Raw genomic sequence first — 17,573 nt, forward strand, 5'->3', positions numbered from 1 at the left:
CGGGGCGGGCCGGGAGCGGGCACGCTTCCCGGTGGAGCGGCCTCAGGTCACGGTGCCCAGAACGCGGTCCAGCTCCGCGAGCGTGGGCCTGTCCCCGGCTGCGCCCGACAGGCAGGCGTCGATCACCTCGGCGACCGGCCGGGGGAGCCGCCGTCTGGCCCGGACCCGCGGCGCCCGACGGACGAGCTGCGGGTAGCGCTCCCCCGGCCGGTCGGCTGGACGGGTGCACGAGCCGCTGACGGCCCGCGAGTGCGGGCCCCGGGCGAACGGCTGATGGAGGGTGGCCGCTTCGTAGAGGACGAGGCCGACGCCCCACACGTCCACGGGTGGGCCCAGGTCGCCACCGCGGGCCTGTTCCGGGGACATGTACGCCGGTGTCCCGTTGCCCGCGGAGCTCGGGCCGGGAGGACGGGCGAGGCTCAGGTCGATCAGCTGCGCCCGGCCCCCGTTGCTGATGATGTTGCCGGGCTTGATGTCCATGTGCAGGTAGCCGTACCCGTGCAGGTAGCGCACCACCGAGCAGAGGTGCCGGCCGAGGTGCCCGAGCGCGCCGAGCGGCAGCCGTTGACCCATGTCGTCGAGCACGTGGCCGAGGGTGGCGCCGGCGAGCGTCTCGAGCACGAGGACGGGCGGCTGCGGACGCGGCGGCCGGATCAGCTCGTACCCGCGCACGAGGTGGGGATGGGTCAATGTGGTCAGCAGCCGGCCCTCGAGGAGCAGGTGCCGCCGCGCGGAACGGTCGTCGACGGCGTCGGGCCGGAGGGTCTTTACCAGGCACCGGGCGAAGCGGGCGTCGCTCCAGGCGTCGTAGGTGTCGTAGTCGTTGCCCCGGTTGAGGTGCTCGAGCACCCGGTAGCCGGGGGCGATCCGGTCCCCGTGGCCGAGCACTGCAGGCCCGTCGGGATCGGTCTCGGGCATCCCCAGCAGGGCGAGATCGGGCAGCGCCACGTCCGGAGGAGGCTGCAGAGCGCTGGTCATGATCGGCTCCGGGCACCGTCGCTGGAGGCGGAAGGGAGGGGGACGCGGCGGACGGGGCTGGGCCGCGACGGGCCGGAGACGACCGGCTCGGCGGCGGGCGGACCCTGGCGGTGGAGCCGGTGCAGGTGGGCGTACCCGGGGTGGGTCACGAGGAGCTCCTGGTGCGTGCCGGAACCGGTGATCCGGCCGTGTTCCAGATAGAGGATCCGGTCGGCGTCGATCACGGTGAGCAGGTTGTGGGAGATCACGACGGTCGTGCGCCCGGCCATCAGCCGCCGCAGTGGCGTGAGGATCCGATCGGCGGACTCCGCGTCCAGCCCGGTCGTGGGCTCGTCGAGCAGCAGCACCGGTGCGTCACGGATCATCGCCCGGGCGATCGCGACGCGTTGGCGCTGACCTCCCGAGAGCATGCGCCCGCGTTGCCCGACCCGGGTGGCGTAGCCGTCGGGGAGCATGCGCACGAAGGCGTCGGCATCGGCGGCCACGGAGGCACGCAGCATCTCGGCCTCGTTGGCGTCCGGCTTGCCCCACAGGATGTTGTCGCGGATGGTGCCGTCGAACACGAGGGTCTCCTGCAGCACCACCGCCATGTTGCGGCGCAGGTCGGCCAGCGCCAGCTCGCGCAGGTCGCAGCCGTCGAGCAGGACGCGACCGGCGTCGGGGTCGTAGAGCCGCAGCATCAGCTTCACCAGCGTGGACTTGCCGGCGCCGCTGGCCCCGACCACCGCGACCCGCTGCCCTTCGGCGACGGTGAGCTCGATGTCCTGCAGGGTCGCCTGTGTGGTTCCCGGGTAGGTGAAGCTCAGGCCCTCGACGCGCACGACGCCACGGGCACGGCCCAGGGGACGTGGTGCGGCGGGCTCCCGGACGAGCGGCTGCAGGTCCTGCAGCTCCATGATGCGTTCGGCGCTGGCGGTGGCCGCGTACACGGAGTTGGAGAGCCGGGCGAACCCCCGGATCGGGCTGTAGAGCTGGGTCAGGTACACGACGAACACCAGCAGCCCGCCGAGCGTGATGCGGTTCTGGGCCAGCTCCCACATCCCGAGGGCCAGAACGAGCATGGCCCCGCCCGCCTCCAGCAGGTCGATCAACGGGCTGAACAGGGCCCGCAGCCGGGTGGCGTCCATCTGCGCCCGGAAGGAACCGAGGTTCTCCCGGTGGAACCGGTCGGTCTCGCTCGCCTCGCGGTCGTAGACCTGCACGAGTGCCGCGTTGGCGAAGGACTCCTCGGCGGCGGCCGTGATCGCGCCGGTGCGGCGGCGCTTCTCCCGCGACGCGGTCTTGATCCGGGCCGAGAACGAACGGGCGGCGAGCCAGAACAGCGGCGCAGCGACCAGCGAGGCCAGGGCCAGCTGCCAGTTCAGGTAGAACAGCGCGGCCCCGTACAGCATGATCGTGAACGCGTAGGAAAGCGCGCTCACCAGACCCGAGATCACGGTCTGCTCGATCGTCGCGATGTCGCCGGTCAGCCGGGACAGCACGTCCCCGAGGGGATGGCGCTCGAAGAACCCGACCGACAGCCGTTGGACGTGGGCGAACAGCCGCGTACGCAGGTCCAGCAGGAACCGCTCCGACACCCACGTGGAGAGGTAGTCGTCGGTGAAGGACACCACCCCCGCCACCAACGTCAGCGCGACGTACACCCCCGCCACGAGCGGGAAGAGACCGAAGTGCTGCGGGGTCAGCACGTCGTCGATGAGAATCTTGAACATCCAGATTCCGGCCGTGTCGAGGGCCGGGCCGACCGCCACCAGCGCCACGGTGACCCACAACCGTCGCCGGTAAGGGCGGACGCCCGGCCAGAACCGACGGAAGATCTGCACGAGACCGGCAGCAGGCGTCTCGCCCAGCAGTCCACCGGTCTCGGTGCCACCGCCCGGCGCGGGCCTGGACGCAGCCCTCCGATCAGTACCCATCCCATCCCCACTGACGTCGTCCCGGGTGATCGGGACCGGAGAACTCGACGGGGGTCCGGCCGGTGAGCGGCTGGGACCCCCGTCAGTCCCTGCTATCAGTGGCGGCCGCGTCGGCGACCGCGGTGGCTGCTCTTCCTGCTGCTGTGACGACGGGACGTCCTGCTGGAGTGCCAGCTGGGAACGGCCGGCCTGAGTTCGCTGAACAGGCTCTTCATCGTTGCCTTCCTTCCGCTCGGGGAACGCGGCGTTGCGCTCCGCCCCACACAGCACAGCACCGTTCCGCCCTGCTGTCTGATGCAGGAAGGACCGAACACGCCGACACCGGTCTCCCGATTTCGCGACCTCCGCCCTCTTGCGGAGACGCGCCGGACCGTTGCGGCCGGTATGCCCGGATCCGGTGCCCCGGGGGGCCTACCGCCGGTACCGCGTGAGCACCACCCACGTGGTGGTGCGCACGGTCTCCCGCCAGCTCGCCACCTGGTCCAGCACGGCGTCGAGCTCCGCCCCGCTCGACGCCGTGAGCAGCACGATCAGGTCGTACTCCCCCGTCACCGTCTCGATCTCGTCCACCCCGGGGAGCGCCGCGAGCCGCCGGACGTAGCCCGCGACGTCCGGGGTGCGGATGACCAGCCCCACCCGCGCGCGGTGGGCGGCCGCGACCCCGGGCAGGGCGACATCGGCGCGGTAGCCGCGGATCACGCCGTCGCTCTCCAGCCGCTGGACCCGCGCGAGCACCGCCGTGCGCGAGAGCCCGACGGCGCGTCCGAGGTCGGCCATCGTGGTGCGGCCGTCGGCGGCCAGGAGGTCGAGCAGACGCCGGTCGAGAGCATCGATCTGACGATTCGTCGGCGGCACGGGCGACATCGTGGCACTTCGCCGGGCGACGCCGACGCTCGGTGTCGTGACCCGTCAGGATCGCGTCACGACACTGGGGGCATGACGGTCATCACCCCCGGCCACATCGATCCGGGCAGGGTCCACGAGACGCTGCGCCGCCACCTGCTCGTGGACGGCTTCGACCTCGTGCTGGACACCCGTGCCAGCCGGGGCTCGTGGCTCGTCGACGCGCGGGACGGGCGTCGCCACCTCGACCTGTTCAGCTTCTTCGCCTCGGCACCCCTGGGCATGAACCATCCCGCGCTGGCCGACGATCCGGCCTTCCTCGCGGAGCTGGCCGAGGTGGCGGTCAACAAACCGTCCAACTCCGACATCTACACGACGCAGATGGCCGCGTTCGTGGACACGTTCAGCCGCGTGCTGGGCGACCCGGCGCTGCCGCACCTGTTCTTCGTCGAGGGCGGCGCGCTCGCCGTCGAGAACGCGCTCAAGACGGCGTTCGACTGGAAGCGCCGCCACAACGCGCTGCACGGCCGGCCCGGAGAACTGGGCACGAAAGTGCTGCACCTGCGCAAGGCGTTCCACGGGCGCAGCGGCTACACGCTCTCGCTCACCAACACCGACCCGGTGAAGACGGCGCTGTTCCCGACGTTCGACTGGCCGCGGATCGACGTGCCCGCGATCCACTTCGGGGACGTCCACGAGGCCGAGGCCCGGGCGCTCGCCCAGGCTCGCGAGGCGTTCGCCGCGCATCCCCACGACATCGCGTGCTTCCTCGCCGAGCCCATCCAGGGCGAGGGCGGCGACAACCACATGCGGCCCGGGTTCCTGCAGGCCATGCAGGCGCTGTGCGTCGAGCACGACGCCCTGTTCGTCCTCGACGAGGTGCAGACCGGCTGCGGCATGACCGGCACCCCGTGGGCCTACCAGCAGCTCGGTGTCCAGCCCGACGTCGTCGCGTTCGGGAAGAAGGTGCAGGTCTGCGGGATCATGGCCGGCGGGCGCGTGGACGAGGTGCCCGACAACGTGTTCGCCGTGTCGTCGCGGATCAACTCGACGTGGGGCGGCAACCTCACCGACATGGTGCGCTCGCGCCGCCAGCTCGAGGTGATCGAGGCCGACGGGCTGATCGAGCGCGCGGGGCTGCTGGGCAAGCGCCTGCTCGACGACCTGGGCACGGTGCCGGGGATCTCGGCCGTGCGCGGCCGGGGGCTGTTCGTGGCTTTCGACCTGCCCGACCCCGACTCCCGGAACGCCGTTCTCCGACGCCTGCACGACGACGAGGTGATGATCCTGGGTGGCGGGGAACGCTCGATCCGGCTGCGGCCGGCGCTGACCATCTCCGAGGACGAGCTCGCGCTCGCGGTGGCGGCGATCCGGAAGGCGGTGGCGAAATGAGCGCTACGCGCCCGTGCGCGGATAACAGTGTTCCCACCCCGATTTCCGCTCACGAGCCCTGCGGGGTGGGCTCGTACGTGGACGGCTCCTGGGCCACGGCGGGCGTGCCGCTGGCGTCCACCAACCCGGCCACGGGCGAGCCCGTCGCCACCGCCCTGCTCGGGGATGCCTCCACGTTCGTCGACGCCTGCCGCACCGCCCGCGCGGCCCAGAAGGCCTGGGCGGCCACGCCGGCGCCCGTGCGGGGGCGGGTCGTCGAGCAGATCGGCCGGCTGGTCGAGGCCAACAAGGAGGCCCTGGCCGCGATCGTCACGCGCGAGATCGGCAAGCCCCTCGCGGAAGCCCGCGGCGAGGTGCAGGAGGTCATCGACACCGCGTCGTTCTTCGCCGGCGAGGGCCGCCGCCTCTACGGGCAGACCGTGCCCAGCGAGATGCCCGACAAGCAGCTGTTCACCTTCCGCGTGCCCGTCGGCGTCGCCGCGATCGTCACGGCCGGCAACTTCCCCGTCGCCGTGCCGTCCTGGTACCTGCTGCCCGCGCTGCTGTGCGGCAACGCCGTGGTCTGGAAGCCCGCGGAGTACACCCCGGCCATCGCCGAGGCGTTCACCGAGCTGTTCGTGCGCGGCGGGCTGCCGGCGGGCGTGCTCAACACCGTGCTCACCGACGGTCCCGCCACCTTCGACGGGCTGTCCGGGGCGCTGGAGGCGGGGCTGGTCGACAAGATCGGGTTCACCGGCTCGTCGGTGGTGGGGGTGCGGATCGGCGAGCTCGCCGGACACCACCTGCAGCACCCGTGCCTGGAGCTCGGCGGCAAGAACCCGCTGGTCGTGATGCCCGACGCCGATCTCGACCTCGCGGTCGAGGGCGCGCTGTTCTCAGGCTTCGGCACGGCCGGGCAGCGCTGCACCTCCCTCGGCACGGTGATCGTCCACGAGTCGGTGCACGACGAGTTCCTGGCCCGCTTCACCGCGGCCGTCGAGAGCGCGGTGGTCGGTGACCCGACCGGTGACGTGCTCTTCGGCCCGATGATCTCCGAGCGGTTCCTGGAGAACTTCGAGAAGCACCTGGCGCTGATCGAGCCGCACCACACCGTGATCGGCTCGACGGGGCGCATCACCCCGGCCGATCCGCGCGGCAACTTCACCGGCGAGCCGGGGATCTACGCCCACCCCACGATCGTCGACGGCGTCCGCGCCGGGGACGCGCTGTACTCCACGGAGACGTTCGGCCCGATCGTCGGCGTCGCCTCGTTCGCCACGTTCGACGAGGCCGTCGAGCTCGCGAACGGCCACGGCTACGGCCTCTCGGCGTCGATCTACACGAGCACCCCGGCGCACGCGTTCCGGTTCCGGGAGCGGGTGACGGCGGGCATGGTGAGCGTCAACAACTCGACGTCCGGCGCTGAGGCCCACCTGCCCTTCGGCGGCAACGGGCGCAGCGGCAACGGCAGCCGCCAGTCCGGGATCTGGGTGCTCGACCAGTTCACGCGGTGGCAGAGCATGAACTGGGACTTCGGCGGCAAGCTCCAGAAGGCGCAGATGGACACCGCAGAGCTCCCGGCCGACACCGAGTACCGCCTCCCCCGCTGACGAGCGGCAGGTTCTCGTCGGGTCTCACCAGAACCCCGTCAGCGGGGTGTCCGCCGTGGTCGTCAGGTCGCTCCAGGGGGCGGCCGCCTCGCGCACGTCCGCGTCGTCGGCCAGGTGCCAGCAGCGGCGGGCGGCCGTCGTGGCGGTACTCCCCCGGTCGCGTGCCGTCGCCGAAGGCCAGGCCGGGCCGGCCCGTCCCGACGCGGTGCAGCACCCCCGACAGGTGCCTCGCGACGTACGTGGCACCGTCGCCGGTGGTGGGCAGGTCGGCCACCACGCCCTGCAGCGCCCGGGCGCGCGGGCCCGGACGCACGAGGGCCACCTGGGCGCGCGTCCACTGCAGCATCCACTCCCCGGCCGGGGGCCGCCCGGTGGTGTGGGGTCCTGCAGCCCGTCGGCGCCCGGCCCTGGACGGTCACCCCCTGCCGTCCGTCGGAGCTGCGGGAGCGCGACGGCCCCGGGGGTCGTGCCGCTCTTCACCCAGTCGCACGCGATGTCCTCCTCGACGACGGCCTTGCCCACCTCGTCGGAGACGAGCAGCACGTCGTGGGCGTCGCAGATCTCGCGCAGCCGCTCGAAGTACCCGGGGGGGCGGCGGGAAGCAGCCGCCCGCGTTCTGCACGGGCTCGACGAACACCGCCGTTACGGTGTCGTCGCCTCCTCCACGCGGTTGGCCGCCCACAGCCCGAGCTCCTTGCCCTCAAGGTCGGACCGGTAGGCGTCGGTGTCGGGCACCTTGAACGCGCCGGGCACCACCGGCTCGAACGGCGCGCGGTACCCGGGCACGCCGGTGAGCGCGAGCGCGCCCTGCGGGTGCCGTGGTAGGTCTTCAGCGGCTTGCCGGTGACCGTGAAGTACTACTTCGCGACCCAGTTGTGGTGCTGCTTGTGCAGCTTCATGTAGACGAACGTCTCCGTGCTGCGGACGCCGGGCAGGGCCCGGATCCGCCGCCCGACGAGTTCGAGCAGGTGGTCGTCGTCCTCGCAGACCACCTCGGCCAGCACGTCGAAACTGCCGGCCGTGATCACGACGTGGTCGACCTCGGGCATCGCGGCCAGCGCGTCGGCCACCGTGACCACGTCGCCCTCCACCCGTATCCCGGCCATCGCCTGCCGCCGGAAACCCAGCTGCATCGGGTCGGTGACGGCGACGATCCGGATCACTCCGGTCTCCTGCAGCCGGGCCACCCGCTGGCGGACGGCAGCCTCGGAGAGCCCGACGGCCCGCGCGATGGTGGCGTACGGCCGGCGGCCGTCCTCCTGGAGCTGTTCGACGATGGCCTGGCCGACGTCGTCGAGGAGGGCGTGGGGCGCTATGGCGGTCACCCGACCGAGAGTAGGCGCCGATCCCGGTCTTGGAAACTCATTTCGTTGTCAGATCCTCGGACTTCAACGAAATCAATGGTCAGTCACGGTAAGTCTGGATGATCTCACCAGGAACCACTCTGTTGCGCACTACAGTCCACACCGGTCGAGATCGCCCCCAGGAGGACCCCTTCATGCACCCCGCCCGTTTCCGGTCGCTGTCCCCCGAGGCGCAGGCCGTCCTCTCCCTGCAGCGCGCCACCGGGCGCCTGTCGCGCCGGTCGCTGCTGCGCGGCGCGGGCACGCTCGGGGCCGGCGCCCTGTTGGCCGCCTGCGGGACGGCGGGCACGCCCACGAACGCCGCCGGCGGCCCCACCTCCGCCGCGGGCCCGGCACCGGCCGCCGACGTCTCCGACACGGAGAAGAAGGTCGACTGGGCGAACTGGACGCTCTACCTCGACTACGACCCGGCCACGAAGAAGTACCCCACGCTGGAGAAGTTCATCGCGACCACGGGGATCGCCGCCACCTACAGCGAGGACATCGACGGCAATGACACGTACTACGGCAAGATCTCGGGCCAGCTCGCAAACGGGCAGGACATCGGCAAGGACATCGTCGTGTTCACCGACTGGATGGCCGCGCGGATGGTGCGCATGGGCTACACCCAGGAGCTCGACCTCTCGCTCATCCCCAACGCCAAGAACCTGCTGCCGTCCCTGCGGGGAGTCGACTACGACCCGGGCCGCAACCGCACGCTGACCTGGCAGTCCGGCTTCGGCGGGCTCGCCTGGAACAAGGCCGCGGTGCCCGGTGGCCTGAAGTCCGTGTCCGACCTGTGGAAGCCCGAGCTCAAGGGCAGGGTCGAGGTGCTCGACGAGTGGCGCGACACGGTCGGGCTGATCATGGCCGACCAGGGCGTCGACATCTCCGGCAGCTGGGGCGCCGACCAGTTCGGCAACGCGATCGACGTGCTCGACAACCAGATCAAGTCCGGCCAGATCCGCCAGGTGAAGGGCAACTCCTACAAGGAGGACCTGGTCTCCGGCGACGCCGTGGCGGTGATCGGCTGGTCGGGCGACATCACCCAGCTCAACACGGAGAACGACGACAAGTTCGCGTTCGCCGTGCCCGACGCCGGCGGCACGCTCTGGAGCGACAACATGATGGTGCCGGTCGGGGCCCGGCACAAGAAGAACGCCGAGACGCTCATGAACTACTACTACGACCCCGAGGTGGCCGCGCAGGTGGCCGCATACGTCAGCTACATCTGCCCCGTGGTTGGCGCCCAGGAGGCGCTGCGGAAGACCGACCCGCAGCTGGCCGCCGACACGAGCATCTTCCCCGACGCGGCGACGCTCGCGAAGGTGAAGGTCTTCCGCACGCTGACCCCGCAGGAGGAGACCGACTTCGGCGGCCGGTTCCAGACCACGATCGGCAACTGACGTGTCGGGCCGCGATCTGGAGCTGGTCTCCGTCACCAAGCGCTTCGGCGACTTCACCGCCGTCGACGACCTGTCGCTGACCATGCCGTCGGGCTCGTTCTTCGCCCTGCTCGGGCCGTCCGGCTGCGGCAAGACCACGATGCTGCGGATCATCGCCGGGCTGGAGAGCCCCAGCGCCGGCCGCGTGTTCATCGGCGGCGAGGACATCACCGCCACCCGCGCCCACCAGCGACCGGTCAACACCGTGTTCCAGAGCTACGCCCTGTTCCCGCACCTCGACGTCATCGAGAACGTCGCGTTCGGGCTGCGCCGGCGCCGGGAGAAGCACGTGGTCGAACGGGCGATGGCCGCGCTCGACCTCGTCGAGCTGCGCCACCTCGCCGGCCGCAAGCCCGCCCAGCTCTCCGGCGGCCAGCAGCAGCGCGTCGCGCTCGCCCGGGCGCTGGTCAACAACCCGGCCGTACTGCTGCTGGACGAGCCGCTCGGCGCGCTCGACCTCAAGCTGCGCCGCCAGATGCAGGTGGAGCTCAAGCGCATCCAGGACGAGGTGGGCCTGACGTTCGTGCACGTCACCCACGACCAGGAGGAGGCCATGACGATGGCCGACACGGTCGCGGTGATGAACGCGGGGCGCATCGAGCAGATGGGCGCACCGCAGGAGCTCTACGACCTGCCCCGCACGCCGTTCGTGGCGAACTTCCTGGGCCGGTCCAACCTGCTCGCCGGCACCGTGACCGACGAGCACGGCGGCCTGCTCGGCGTCGACGTCGCCGGCACCCGCGTACAGGTGCCCGCCGACCGCGCCGTCGCCCGCAGCGGGGCGGTGCTGGTCGGGGTGCGGCCGGAGAAGGTCATCCTGCTCGGGGCGGACGACCCGGCCCCGCCCGGCGCGACGGCGCTCGGCCCGGGCACCGTCGCGGACGTCTCGTTCGCCGGGGTGAGCACCGAGTACCTGGTGGACGTGCCCGGCGCGGGCCGGATGAGCGTGTTCGCCCAGAACCTGACGGGGGTGTCCGCGACGCCGGGCGGCACCGTCCGGCTCGCGTGGTCGCCGCAGCACGCCTTCGCGCTCGTCGACGACGGCGCGCCCGACGACGGCACCGGGGAGGCCGTCGAGGCGGCCGAGCTCAGCGAGGCGGCGGCCCCGTGACGGCCGCGCTCGTCGTCGGCCACGGCACCGAGGTCGCCGGCGCCCGGCGCCGCAGCCGCACGGCCTGGCTGCTGCTCGCCCCCGGGCTGCTCTACCTCTTCGTGTTCTTCGTGGCCCCCGTGGCCGTGCTGCTGCTGACCTCGCTCTTCGAGCGCGTGCCCGGCGGACCGGTCGGGGCCACCCGCCCGGCGTTCGCGGTGTCCAACTACGTCGACGCGGTGGTCACCTACGCCCCGCAGTTCGGCCGCTCGTTCCTCTACGCGTTCATCGCCACGGTGCTGGCGCTGGCCATCGGCTACCCGCTGGCCTACGTCATCGGCGTGCGTTGCCGCACCCGGCCGCTCCTGCAGGGTGTGCTGCTGGTTCTGGTGATCGCCCCGTTCTTCACCAGCTTCATCCTGCGCACGATCGCGTGGAAGCAGATCCTGGCCGACGACAGCGTGGTGGTCTCGGTCCTCAAGACCGTCTCCCTGCTCCCGGACGACGCGCGGCTCACCGCCACGCCCGTGGCCGTCGTCGCGGGGCTGACCTACAATTTCCTGCCCTTCATGACGCTGCCCGTCTACGCGAGCCTGGAACGCCTGGACCTGCGGCTCGTCGAGGCCGGTGGCGACCTCTACGCCACCCCGATCTCCACGTTCCGGCACGTCACGCTGCCGCTGACGATGCCCGGGATCGTCTCCGGCTCGCTGCTCACGTTCATCCCCGCCGCCGGCGACTACGTCAACTCGGCCCTGCTGGGCAACGCCGGCACGTCGATGGTCGGCAACGTGATCGACTCCCGGTTCTTCCGGGTGGTCGACTACCCCACCGCCGCGGCGCTCTCGGTGATCCTCATGGCGGCCGTCCTGCTGCTCGTCGCCTGGTACGTGCGGCGCTCGGGAACGGAGGACCTGCTGTGAAGCGCCTGTCCTTCGGCCGGTACCTGCTGCCGGTCTACGCCGCGCTGGCGTTCCTCTACCTGCTCACGCCCATCGCGTACACGTTCGCGTTCAGCTTCAACGACGCCGGCCGCTCCAACCTCGTCTGGCGGGGCTTCACGTTCACGAACTGGCAGAACCCGTGCGGGGCGCCGGCGGTCTGCGAGTCGGTGGTCAACAGCCTGCAGATCGGGGTGCTCGCCACCGTCATCTCCACCGTGCTCGGCACCATGATCGCCATCGCGCTGGTGCGCTACCGCTTCCGCCTGCGTGCGGGCGCCAACCTGCTGCTGTTCCTGCCCATGGCCACGCCCGAGGTGGTGCTCGGCGCGGCACTGCTCGCGCAGTTCCTCAACCTGAGGGTCAACCCCGGGTTCGCCACCATCGTCATCGCGCACGTCATGTTCTGCATCAGCTTCGTGGTGGTCACGGTGAAGGCCCGCGTGGCGTCGCTGGACCCGCGCCTCGAGGAGGCAGCGGCCGACCTCTACGCCTCCCCGCGGGCCGCGTTCTGGCGCGTCACGTTCCCGCTGCTGCTGCCCGGCATCGCCGCCGCCGCGCTGCTGGCGTTCTCCCTGAGCTTCGACGACTTCATCATCACGAACTTCAACTCGGGCAACACCGACACCTTCCCCAAGTTCGTCTACGTCTCGGCCACGCGCGGCATCCCGGCCCAGGCCAACGTCATGGGGTCGGCGATGTTCCTGATCGCGCTGATCATCGTGGTCACCGGACAGGTCCTCGCGGCCCGACGACGACGGGCCGCCGCCACCTGATCCGACATTTCCGACCTCCCCCATCAGGTGGGACGACGGCCGGGAGGCAGCATGAGCACGGAGACGTCCTCCGATGCAGCAGGGTTCGGCAGCGCGCCGGGCGACAAGGGCCTCAAGGGCGGCGCGCTGGGCCTGGTGTCCGGCGTCGTCATCGGCCTCGCGTCCACCGCGCCCGCCTACAGCCTCGCGGCGAGCCTCGGGCTGATCGTCGTGATCGCGTTCATCCCGATGTACCTCATCGCGGTGGCCTACCGCGAGCTCAACGAGGCCGAGCCCGACCGCGGCACCACGTTCACCTGGGCCGGCCGCACGTTCGGACCGTGGATGGGCTGGCGAGATCTCCGCGCGCCTGCAGTACGCGCTGCTGGGCGTCGAACTGCTGGTGCTGGCCGCGTTCGCCGTGGTCGCGCTGGTCGAGGTCTACGCGGGCGACGGCTCCGAGGGCTCGATCGTGCCGAGCATCGCCCGGCTGTGGCCGAACGGGCTGGGCGTCTCCGACATCATCGACGCCATCCTCATCGCCGTGTCCCTCCACCGGGGCCGGGGCACCGCCGACGACGTGTTCGCGGCGTCGACGTCGCAGCCCGTGAGGCACCTCGCAGCGCGCCGGCGGGCTGCGAGGCGATCACACGGGCTGCGAGGTGGCGTCGGGTCAGACCGCGATGACCGTGGGGACGATCATGGGCCGCCTCCGGTAGGTCTCCCCCACCCACTTGCCCACCACGCGCCGCACCTGCTGCGCGATGCGGTGGGTGTCGGTGATGCCGTCGGACTCGGTGCGCGAGAGCTCCGCCTCGATCAGCGGCAGCACCGCCTCCAGCGCCTTCGGGTCCTCGGAGAAGCCCCGGCCCGACATCGTCGGTGAGGCGACGGCGCGGCCCGTGGTGGCGTCGATGGCGATGGTGATGGAGATGAACCCGCCCTCACCGAGCACCAGGCGGTCGGCCAGCGTCGGCTGCTCGATGTCGCCGGTGGACACGCCGTCGACGTAGGCGCGCCCCACGGGCAGCCGCCCGGTGATCATCGCCTTGCCGTCGATGAGGTCGACCGTGACGCCGTTCTCGGTGAGCACCACCGCGTCGGGCGACACCCCGGTCTGGATCGCCAGCTCGGAGTTGGCGCGCAGGTGGCGCCACTCGCCGTGCACCGGCATGACGTTGCTCGGTCGCACCGCGTTGTAGAGGTACAGCAGCTCCCCGGCGTAGGCGTGGCCGGAGACGTGCACGTTGGCGTTGCGGTTGTCGATGACCTTGATGCCCGCGCGGCGCAGCCGGTTGACCACGCCGAAAACAGCGTGCTCGTTGCCCGGGATGAGCGAGCTGGACAGGATCACCGTGTCGGTGGAGCGCATCTGGAACGTGCGGTGCTCGCCGCGGGTGATGCGCGACAGCGCCGCCATCGGCTCGCCCTGCGACCCGGTGCACACGACGAGCACCTGCTCGTCGGGCAGCTCGTCGACGTCGTCGATGGAGACCATCGTGCCGTCGGGCACCGTCAGCAGGCCCAGGTCGGTGGCGATCTCCATGTTGCGCAGCATCGAGCGGCCCAGCAGGCACACCCGGCGGCCGTGGATCACGGCGCCGTCGATGATCTGCTGCACGCGGTGCACGTTGCTCGCGAAGCACGCGACGAACGCGCGGCCCGTGGCCTGGCCGATGGCCGCGGCGAGGCTCGGCCCGAGCGTGGCCTCCGACGGCGAGACCCCGGGGGTGTCGGCGTTGGTGGAATCGCACAGGAACAGGTCGACGCCCTCGTCACCCAGCCGGGAGAACCCGGGCAGGTCGGTGAGGCGGCCGTCGAGCGGCACCTGGTCGAGCTTGATGTCGCCGGTGTGCAGGATGACGCCGGCCGGCGTGCGGACGGCCACCGCGAGGCACTGCGGGATGGAGTGGGCGACGGCGAAGTACTCGCACTCGAACGTGCCGTGGCGCAGCCGGTCGCCCTCGTTCACCTCCAGCATGTGCGGGGTGATGCGGTGCTCCTTGCACTTGGCCGCCACCAGCGCGAGCGTGAACGGCGAGCCCACGACGAGCAGGTCGGGCCGCTCGCGCAGCAGGTAGGGCACCGCGCCGATGTGGTCCTCGTGGCCGTGGGTGAGCACGAGGGCGTCGATGTCGCCGAGGCGCTCCAGGATGGGCCGGAAGTCGGGCAGGATCAGGTCGACCCCGGGGGCGTCGGCGTCGGGGAACAGCACCCCGGCGTCGATGATCAGCAGGCGGCCCTCGTACTCGAAGACCGTCATGTTGCGACCGATCTCGGAGATGCCGCCGAGGGCGACGACGCGCAGCCCGCCCTCGGGCAGGGGCCCGGGCGGCTGGGTGGGCAGGCCGGGGAGCAGCGCTTCCTCGACGGGAGGCTGCTGTATGGACCGGTCGCGCCGGTTACCGGGACGCGAACGGCGGTCCGACCGGTTGCGGTCGGACCGTGCGGGTGGACGGCTCAAGAATGGTTCCTCGTTACTACTCGGTGCGGAGTGGCGCCGCTCGGCGCCCGTTCTCAGAAATCTGTGGTGGTCACCGGTAGGCGACCTCGGCGCCGAGGTCGACGGCCGCGCGGGACCCGAGGGCCCCGTAGCCGCGATCGGCGCGGTGCCTGTCGTCGAGCGCCACCCCGGCCGCACCCAGGTCGGCGGCGATCGCGGCGACCTGCTCCGGCGTGGCGGGCGGCAGCGGGAGCCGCGGGTCGCCGACGTCGAGGCCGCGCAGCCGCAGCGCCGTCTTGGCGAAGACCGCTCCGCCGACGCGTCCCATCGCCCGGATCACCGGGAGCATGGAGGCGTTGATGGACCGTGCGCGCTCGATCTCCCCGGCCTCGAACGCGTCGATCATCGCGCGGAGCCGGTCGGCCACGACGTGACCGGTGACGCTGACGAAACCGGCCCCTCCCACCGACAGCCACGGCAGGTTGACCGGATCGTCGCCCGAATAGTAGGCCAGCGACGTGGTGGCCAGCACCTCGGTGCCGACGCGCAGGTCGTTGCGGGCGTCCTTGACGGCCACGATGCGGGGGTGCTCGGCGAGGCGCTGCAGCGTCTCCAGCTCGATGGGGATGACGCTGCGCGGCGGGATGTCGTAGAGCATGACCGGCAGCCCGGTGGCGTCGGCGATGGCCGTGAAGTGCAGCACGAGGCCCGACTGCGGCGGTCGCGAGTAGTACGGGGTGACCGACAGCAGCCCGTGGGCACCGGCCTTCTCGGCCTCCCGCGCCAGGTGCACGCTGTGGGCGGTGTCATAGGTGCCGGCGCCCGCCACCACCGTGGCACGCTCCCCCACCGCCGACACGACGGCCCGCACCGCCGCCGACTTCTCCTCGTCGGTGGTGGTGGGGCCCTCGCCCGTGGTGCCGTTGACGACGAGGCCGTCGGCGCCCAGATCCACCAGGTGCGCCGCCAGTTCCTCGGTGCGGGCCAGGTCCAGGGCGCCGTCGGCGTCGAAGGGCGTGGCCATCGCGATCAGGACCCGGCCGAACGGGCGGCTCGGCTGACGCTGGTCGGCGGCGCTACTCATACCCTGACGGTACCGCCCGGGCCCGACAGAGCCAGGAGGGTGCTGAAGAACGCCGGCCGTAGCGAGCGGCGTTCAGGTGGTGTCATCGCAAGGCGGGCAGGTGCGAGGGCGCCGCCTGGGCGTCGCGCAGTAGGCCCGAGTCCTTCAGCGCGCTCCTAGATGCCGCGCCCTGCCGACCGGAAGGCCGCCACCGCCGCGGCGTCGCCCTCGACCTCGACGCGCACGGCGTCGCGACCGAAGCCGAAGAGCACCAGCTCGGCCGGTTCCCCGACGAGGGTGACCACGCCGGAGCCGGTGGTGACCACGTGCTGCTCCCCCGACGGGCGGCGCAGCACGACCCCGGGCGTGGCGCTGCGGAACAGCATGCGACCCATCCGCTGGAGCAGCGCCCACAGCTCGGCGTCGCGGGCGGGGTCGGCCGGGCGGGGCTCCCAGCCCGGCTCGCCGCGGCGCACGTCCTCGTGGTGGACGAAGAGCTCACCACCGTTGCCGAGCTTGTCGACGGCCGGGATGCGGAACGGGGACCAGGCCGGCGCGCCGGCGCGCAGCAGCCCCACGGCGTCCGACCAGGGCATGGGCTCGTAACCGGCCATCGCCCGGTCCGTGACGGAGGCGAGAGCAGGCACGAACATCCCGATCGACGCCCACGGCTGGCGTTCGCGCACCAGCAGGTGGTCCAGGAGGTCGCGCGTGGTCCAGCCCTCGCACAGGGTGGGCCGGTCGGGCCCCACCTTCTCGAACTCGTCGCAGATCGCCGCACGTTCGTCGACAGCCAGGCTCATGAGGCCGACCCTACGCACGGACCGACGGTGGCCGTCACGCCGCGGTGGTCCGATCCGGGCAGACCGATCTGCCGGGCGCCCTCGCCGCACCAGCCGGGACCGACCAGCAGGTGGTCGATCCGCAGCAGCAGCGGCAGCCACTTGCCGGTGGAGGTGTACGACACGGCGCCGGCCCGGGCCGCGTCCACGAGCTGCGTGGGGCCCACGAGGAGGCGGTAGTCCCGGCCGCGGTCGGACGAGTTGAGGTCGCCGGCCACCACCACCGGGCCCGGCTCGGCGGCGATGCGGGCCGCCAGCGCCGTCATGATCGCGTGGTGTTCGGCGACGGTGGCCTGGTAGCCGCCCTCGTCGGTCAGCCAGGGCCGGGGCACGTGCAGGCCGTAGACGACGAACGGACCCGCGGGCGCGTCCACCTGCACCCGCAGCCCCGGCAGCGCCGGTCCGGGGCCCTCCAGCCGCCGGATCGGGAACCGGCTGAAGACGGCGACGTCGGGACCGCCCAGCCCGGTCTCGCGGTAGGGTAGTCGAGCGCGAGCGCGGGCGTGTACTCCGACACCACCAGCACGTCCGGGCGGGCGGCGAGCAGCGCGGCGCCGGGGGTGCCGACGCCCATGACGTTGGCGGCCCCGACGGTGACGGCCGCGCCCGGCGTCACGGTGCCGTCGTCGGCCGGGAGCCACGGCCCAGTGACGGTGACGACGCCCATCACCAGGGCGGACGCGGCCGGCAGCAGCCACGCCCGACGGCGCCGGGCGGCCACGACCGCGGCGACGACCCCGGCGACGACGACCGCGGCGACGAGGACCGGGAGCAGGATGGCGACGACGTCACCCGCCACGCCCAGGACGTCACGCAGCAGGAACCAGGACCAGGGAACAGCCGCGACGACGGCTGCCGCGGCTAGTGTCCTGAGTCATTAGTTTGTGGTCGATTGCTAGCGTGTGGCATGGCCGAACGGGGACCGAAGCCGGC

At 72.0% G+C, this 17,573-nt stretch carries 15 protein-coding genes; 6 read left to right on the forward strand and 9 right to left on the reverse strand.

Features of this window, described 5'->3' with window-relative positions:
• Positions 1-42 precede the first annotated feature (42 nt).
• The 3 genes from BGP03_RS11185 to BGP03_RS11195 form a co-directional block, all read right to left on the reverse strand.
• Positions 43-978, reverse strand: coding sequence for a serine/threonine-protein kinase (locus tag BGP03_RS11185; RefSeq protein WP_296371206.1), 936 nt, complete (start codon positions 976-978; stop codon positions 43-45).
• On the reverse strand, positions 975-2,750 hold the full coding sequence (locus BGP03_RS11190) for an ABC transporter ATP-binding protein (protein WP_298798745.1): 1,776 nt from the start codon (positions 2,748-2,750) through the stop codon (positions 975-977). The genes BGP03_RS11185 and BGP03_RS11190 overlap by 4 nt, the downstream gene beginning before the upstream one ends.
• A gap of 555 nt (positions 2,751-3,305) precedes the next feature.
• On the reverse strand, positions 3,306-3,749 hold the full coding sequence (locus BGP03_RS11195) for an Lrp/AsnC family transcriptional regulator (protein WP_296371210.1): 444 nt from the start codon (positions 3,747-3,749) through the stop codon (positions 3,306-3,308).
• Positions 3,750-3,830: 81 nt separating this feature from the next.
• On the opposite strand from BGP03_RS11195, the gene lat reads away from it, so the two are divergent.
• Complete coding sequence (gene lat, locus BGP03_RS11200) at positions 3,831-5,129, forward strand: L-lysine 6-transaminase (protein WP_296371212.1); 1,299 nt, start codon at positions 3,831-3,833, stop codon at positions 5,127-5,129.
• 65 nt (positions 5,130-5,194) lie between these two features.
• The gene (locus BGP03_RS11205; RefSeq protein ID WP_298798744.1) at positions 5,195-6,718 is read left to right on the forward strand and encodes an aldehyde dehydrogenase family protein; all 1,524 of its coding nucleotides are present in this window, start codon (positions 5,195-5,197) and stop codon (positions 6,716-6,718) included.
• Between the two features lie 642 nt (positions 6,719-7,360).
• On the opposite strand, the gene BGP03_RS11210 is transcribed toward BGP03_RS11205, so the two are convergent.
• Entirely contained in the window at positions 7,361-7,504 is a 144-nt protein-coding gene (locus BGP03_RS11210) for a hypothetical protein (RefSeq protein WP_298798743.1), read from the reverse strand.
• A 71-nt stretch (positions 7,505-7,575) separates the two neighbouring features.
• Positions 7,576-8,043 (reverse strand): Lrp/AsnC family transcriptional regulator, encoded by a 468-nt coding sequence (locus BGP03_RS11215; RefSeq protein WP_296371218.1) that lies wholly within the window; start codon positions 8,041-8,043, stop codon positions 7,576-7,578.
• Positions 8,044-8,216: 173 nt separating this feature from the next.
• Between BGP03_RS11215 and BGP03_RS11220 the strand changes: the two genes are divergently transcribed.
• Genes BGP03_RS11220 through BGP03_RS11235 form a run of 4 tightly spaced genes read left to right on the forward strand, consistent with a single transcriptional unit; the run spans position 8,217 to position 12,313 of the window.
• Positions 8,217-9,467 (forward strand): spermidine/putrescine ABC transporter substrate-binding protein, encoded by a 1,251-nt coding sequence (locus tag BGP03_RS11220; protein WP_298798742.1) that lies wholly within the window; start codon positions 8,217-8,219, stop codon positions 9,465-9,467.
• A gap of 1 nt (position 9,468) precedes the next feature.
• On the forward strand, positions 9,469-10,617 hold the full coding sequence (locus tag BGP03_RS11225) for an ABC transporter ATP-binding protein (protein ID WP_298798741.1): 1,149 nt from the start codon (positions 9,469-9,471) through the stop codon (positions 10,615-10,617).
• Positions 10,614-11,519: an ABC transporter permease gene (locus BGP03_RS11230; RefSeq protein WP_298798740.1), complete on the forward strand. Its 906-nt coding sequence runs from the start codon at positions 10,614-10,616 to the stop codon at positions 11,517-11,519. Before BGP03_RS11225 ends, BGP03_RS11230 begins: the two co-directional genes overlap by 4 nt.
• The gene (locus BGP03_RS11235; RefSeq protein ID WP_296371227.1) at positions 11,516-12,313 is read left to right on the forward strand and encodes an ABC transporter permease; all 798 of its coding nucleotides are present in this window, start codon (positions 11,516-11,518) and stop codon (positions 12,311-12,313) included. Before BGP03_RS11230 ends, BGP03_RS11235 begins: the two co-directional genes overlap by 4 nt.
• Before the next feature lie 652 nt (positions 12,314-12,965).
• Here the strand turns inward: BGP03_RS11235 and BGP03_RS11240 are convergent.
• The 4 genes from BGP03_RS11240 to BGP03_RS11255 form a co-directional block, all read right to left on the reverse strand.
• On the reverse strand, positions 12,966-14,651 hold the full coding sequence (locus BGP03_RS11240; protein WP_298798788.1) for a ribonuclease J: 1,686 nt from the start codon (positions 14,649-14,651) through the stop codon (positions 12,966-12,968).
• Between the two features lie 175 nt (positions 14,652-14,826).
• The gene (gene dapA, locus BGP03_RS11245) at positions 14,827-15,819 is read right to left on the reverse strand and encodes a 4-hydroxy-tetrahydrodipicolinate synthase (protein WP_296371228.1); all 993 of its coding nucleotides are present in this window, start codon (positions 15,817-15,819) and stop codon (positions 14,827-14,829) included.
• Between the two features lie 155 nt (positions 15,820-15,974).
• Positions 15,975-16,601 carry a TIGR03085 family metal-binding protein gene (locus BGP03_RS11250; protein ID WP_296371230.1) on the reverse strand — a complete coding sequence of 209 codons (627 nt, stop codon included), beginning with the start codon at positions 16,599-16,601 and terminating at the stop codon, positions 15,975-15,977.
• Positions 16,598-17,338 carry an endonuclease/exonuclease/phosphatase family protein gene (locus BGP03_RS11255; RefSeq protein ID WP_363093581.1) on the reverse strand — a complete coding sequence of 247 codons (741 nt, stop codon included), beginning with the start codon at positions 17,336-17,338 and terminating at the stop codon, positions 16,598-16,600. Before BGP03_RS11255 ends, BGP03_RS11250 begins: the two co-directional genes overlap by 4 nt.
• Between the last annotated feature and the right edge of the window lie 235 nt (positions 17,339-17,573).

Origin of the sequence: Pseudonocardia sp. 73-21 (assembly GCF_001899645.1) — a bacterium.
Classification (GTDB): Bacteria; Actinomycetota; Actinomycetes; order Mycobacteriales; family Pseudonocardiaceae; genus Pseudonocardia.

Excerpts from the sequence above, each read along its gene's own strand:
- BGP03_RS11185 (WP_296371206.1), bottom strand. The coding sequence starts at position 978 with ATGACCAGCGCTCTGCAGCCTCCTCCGGACGTGGCGCTGCCCGATCTC.
- lat (WP_296371212.1), top strand. The coding sequence starts at position 3,831 with ATGACGGTCATCACCCCCGGCCACATCGATCCGGGCAGGGTCCACGAG.
- BGP03_RS11220 (WP_298798742.1), top strand. The coding sequence starts at position 8,217 with ATGCACCCCGCCCGTTTCCGGTCGCTGTCCCCCGAGGCGCAGGCCGTC.
- dapA (WP_296371228.1), bottom strand. The coding sequence starts at position 15,819 with ATGAGTAGCGCCGCCGACCAGCGTCAGCCGAGCCGCCCGTTCGGCCGG.
- BGP03_RS11250 (WP_296371230.1), bottom strand. The coding sequence starts at position 16,601 with ATGAGCCTGGCTGTCGACGAACGTGCGGCGATCTGCGACGAGTTCGAG.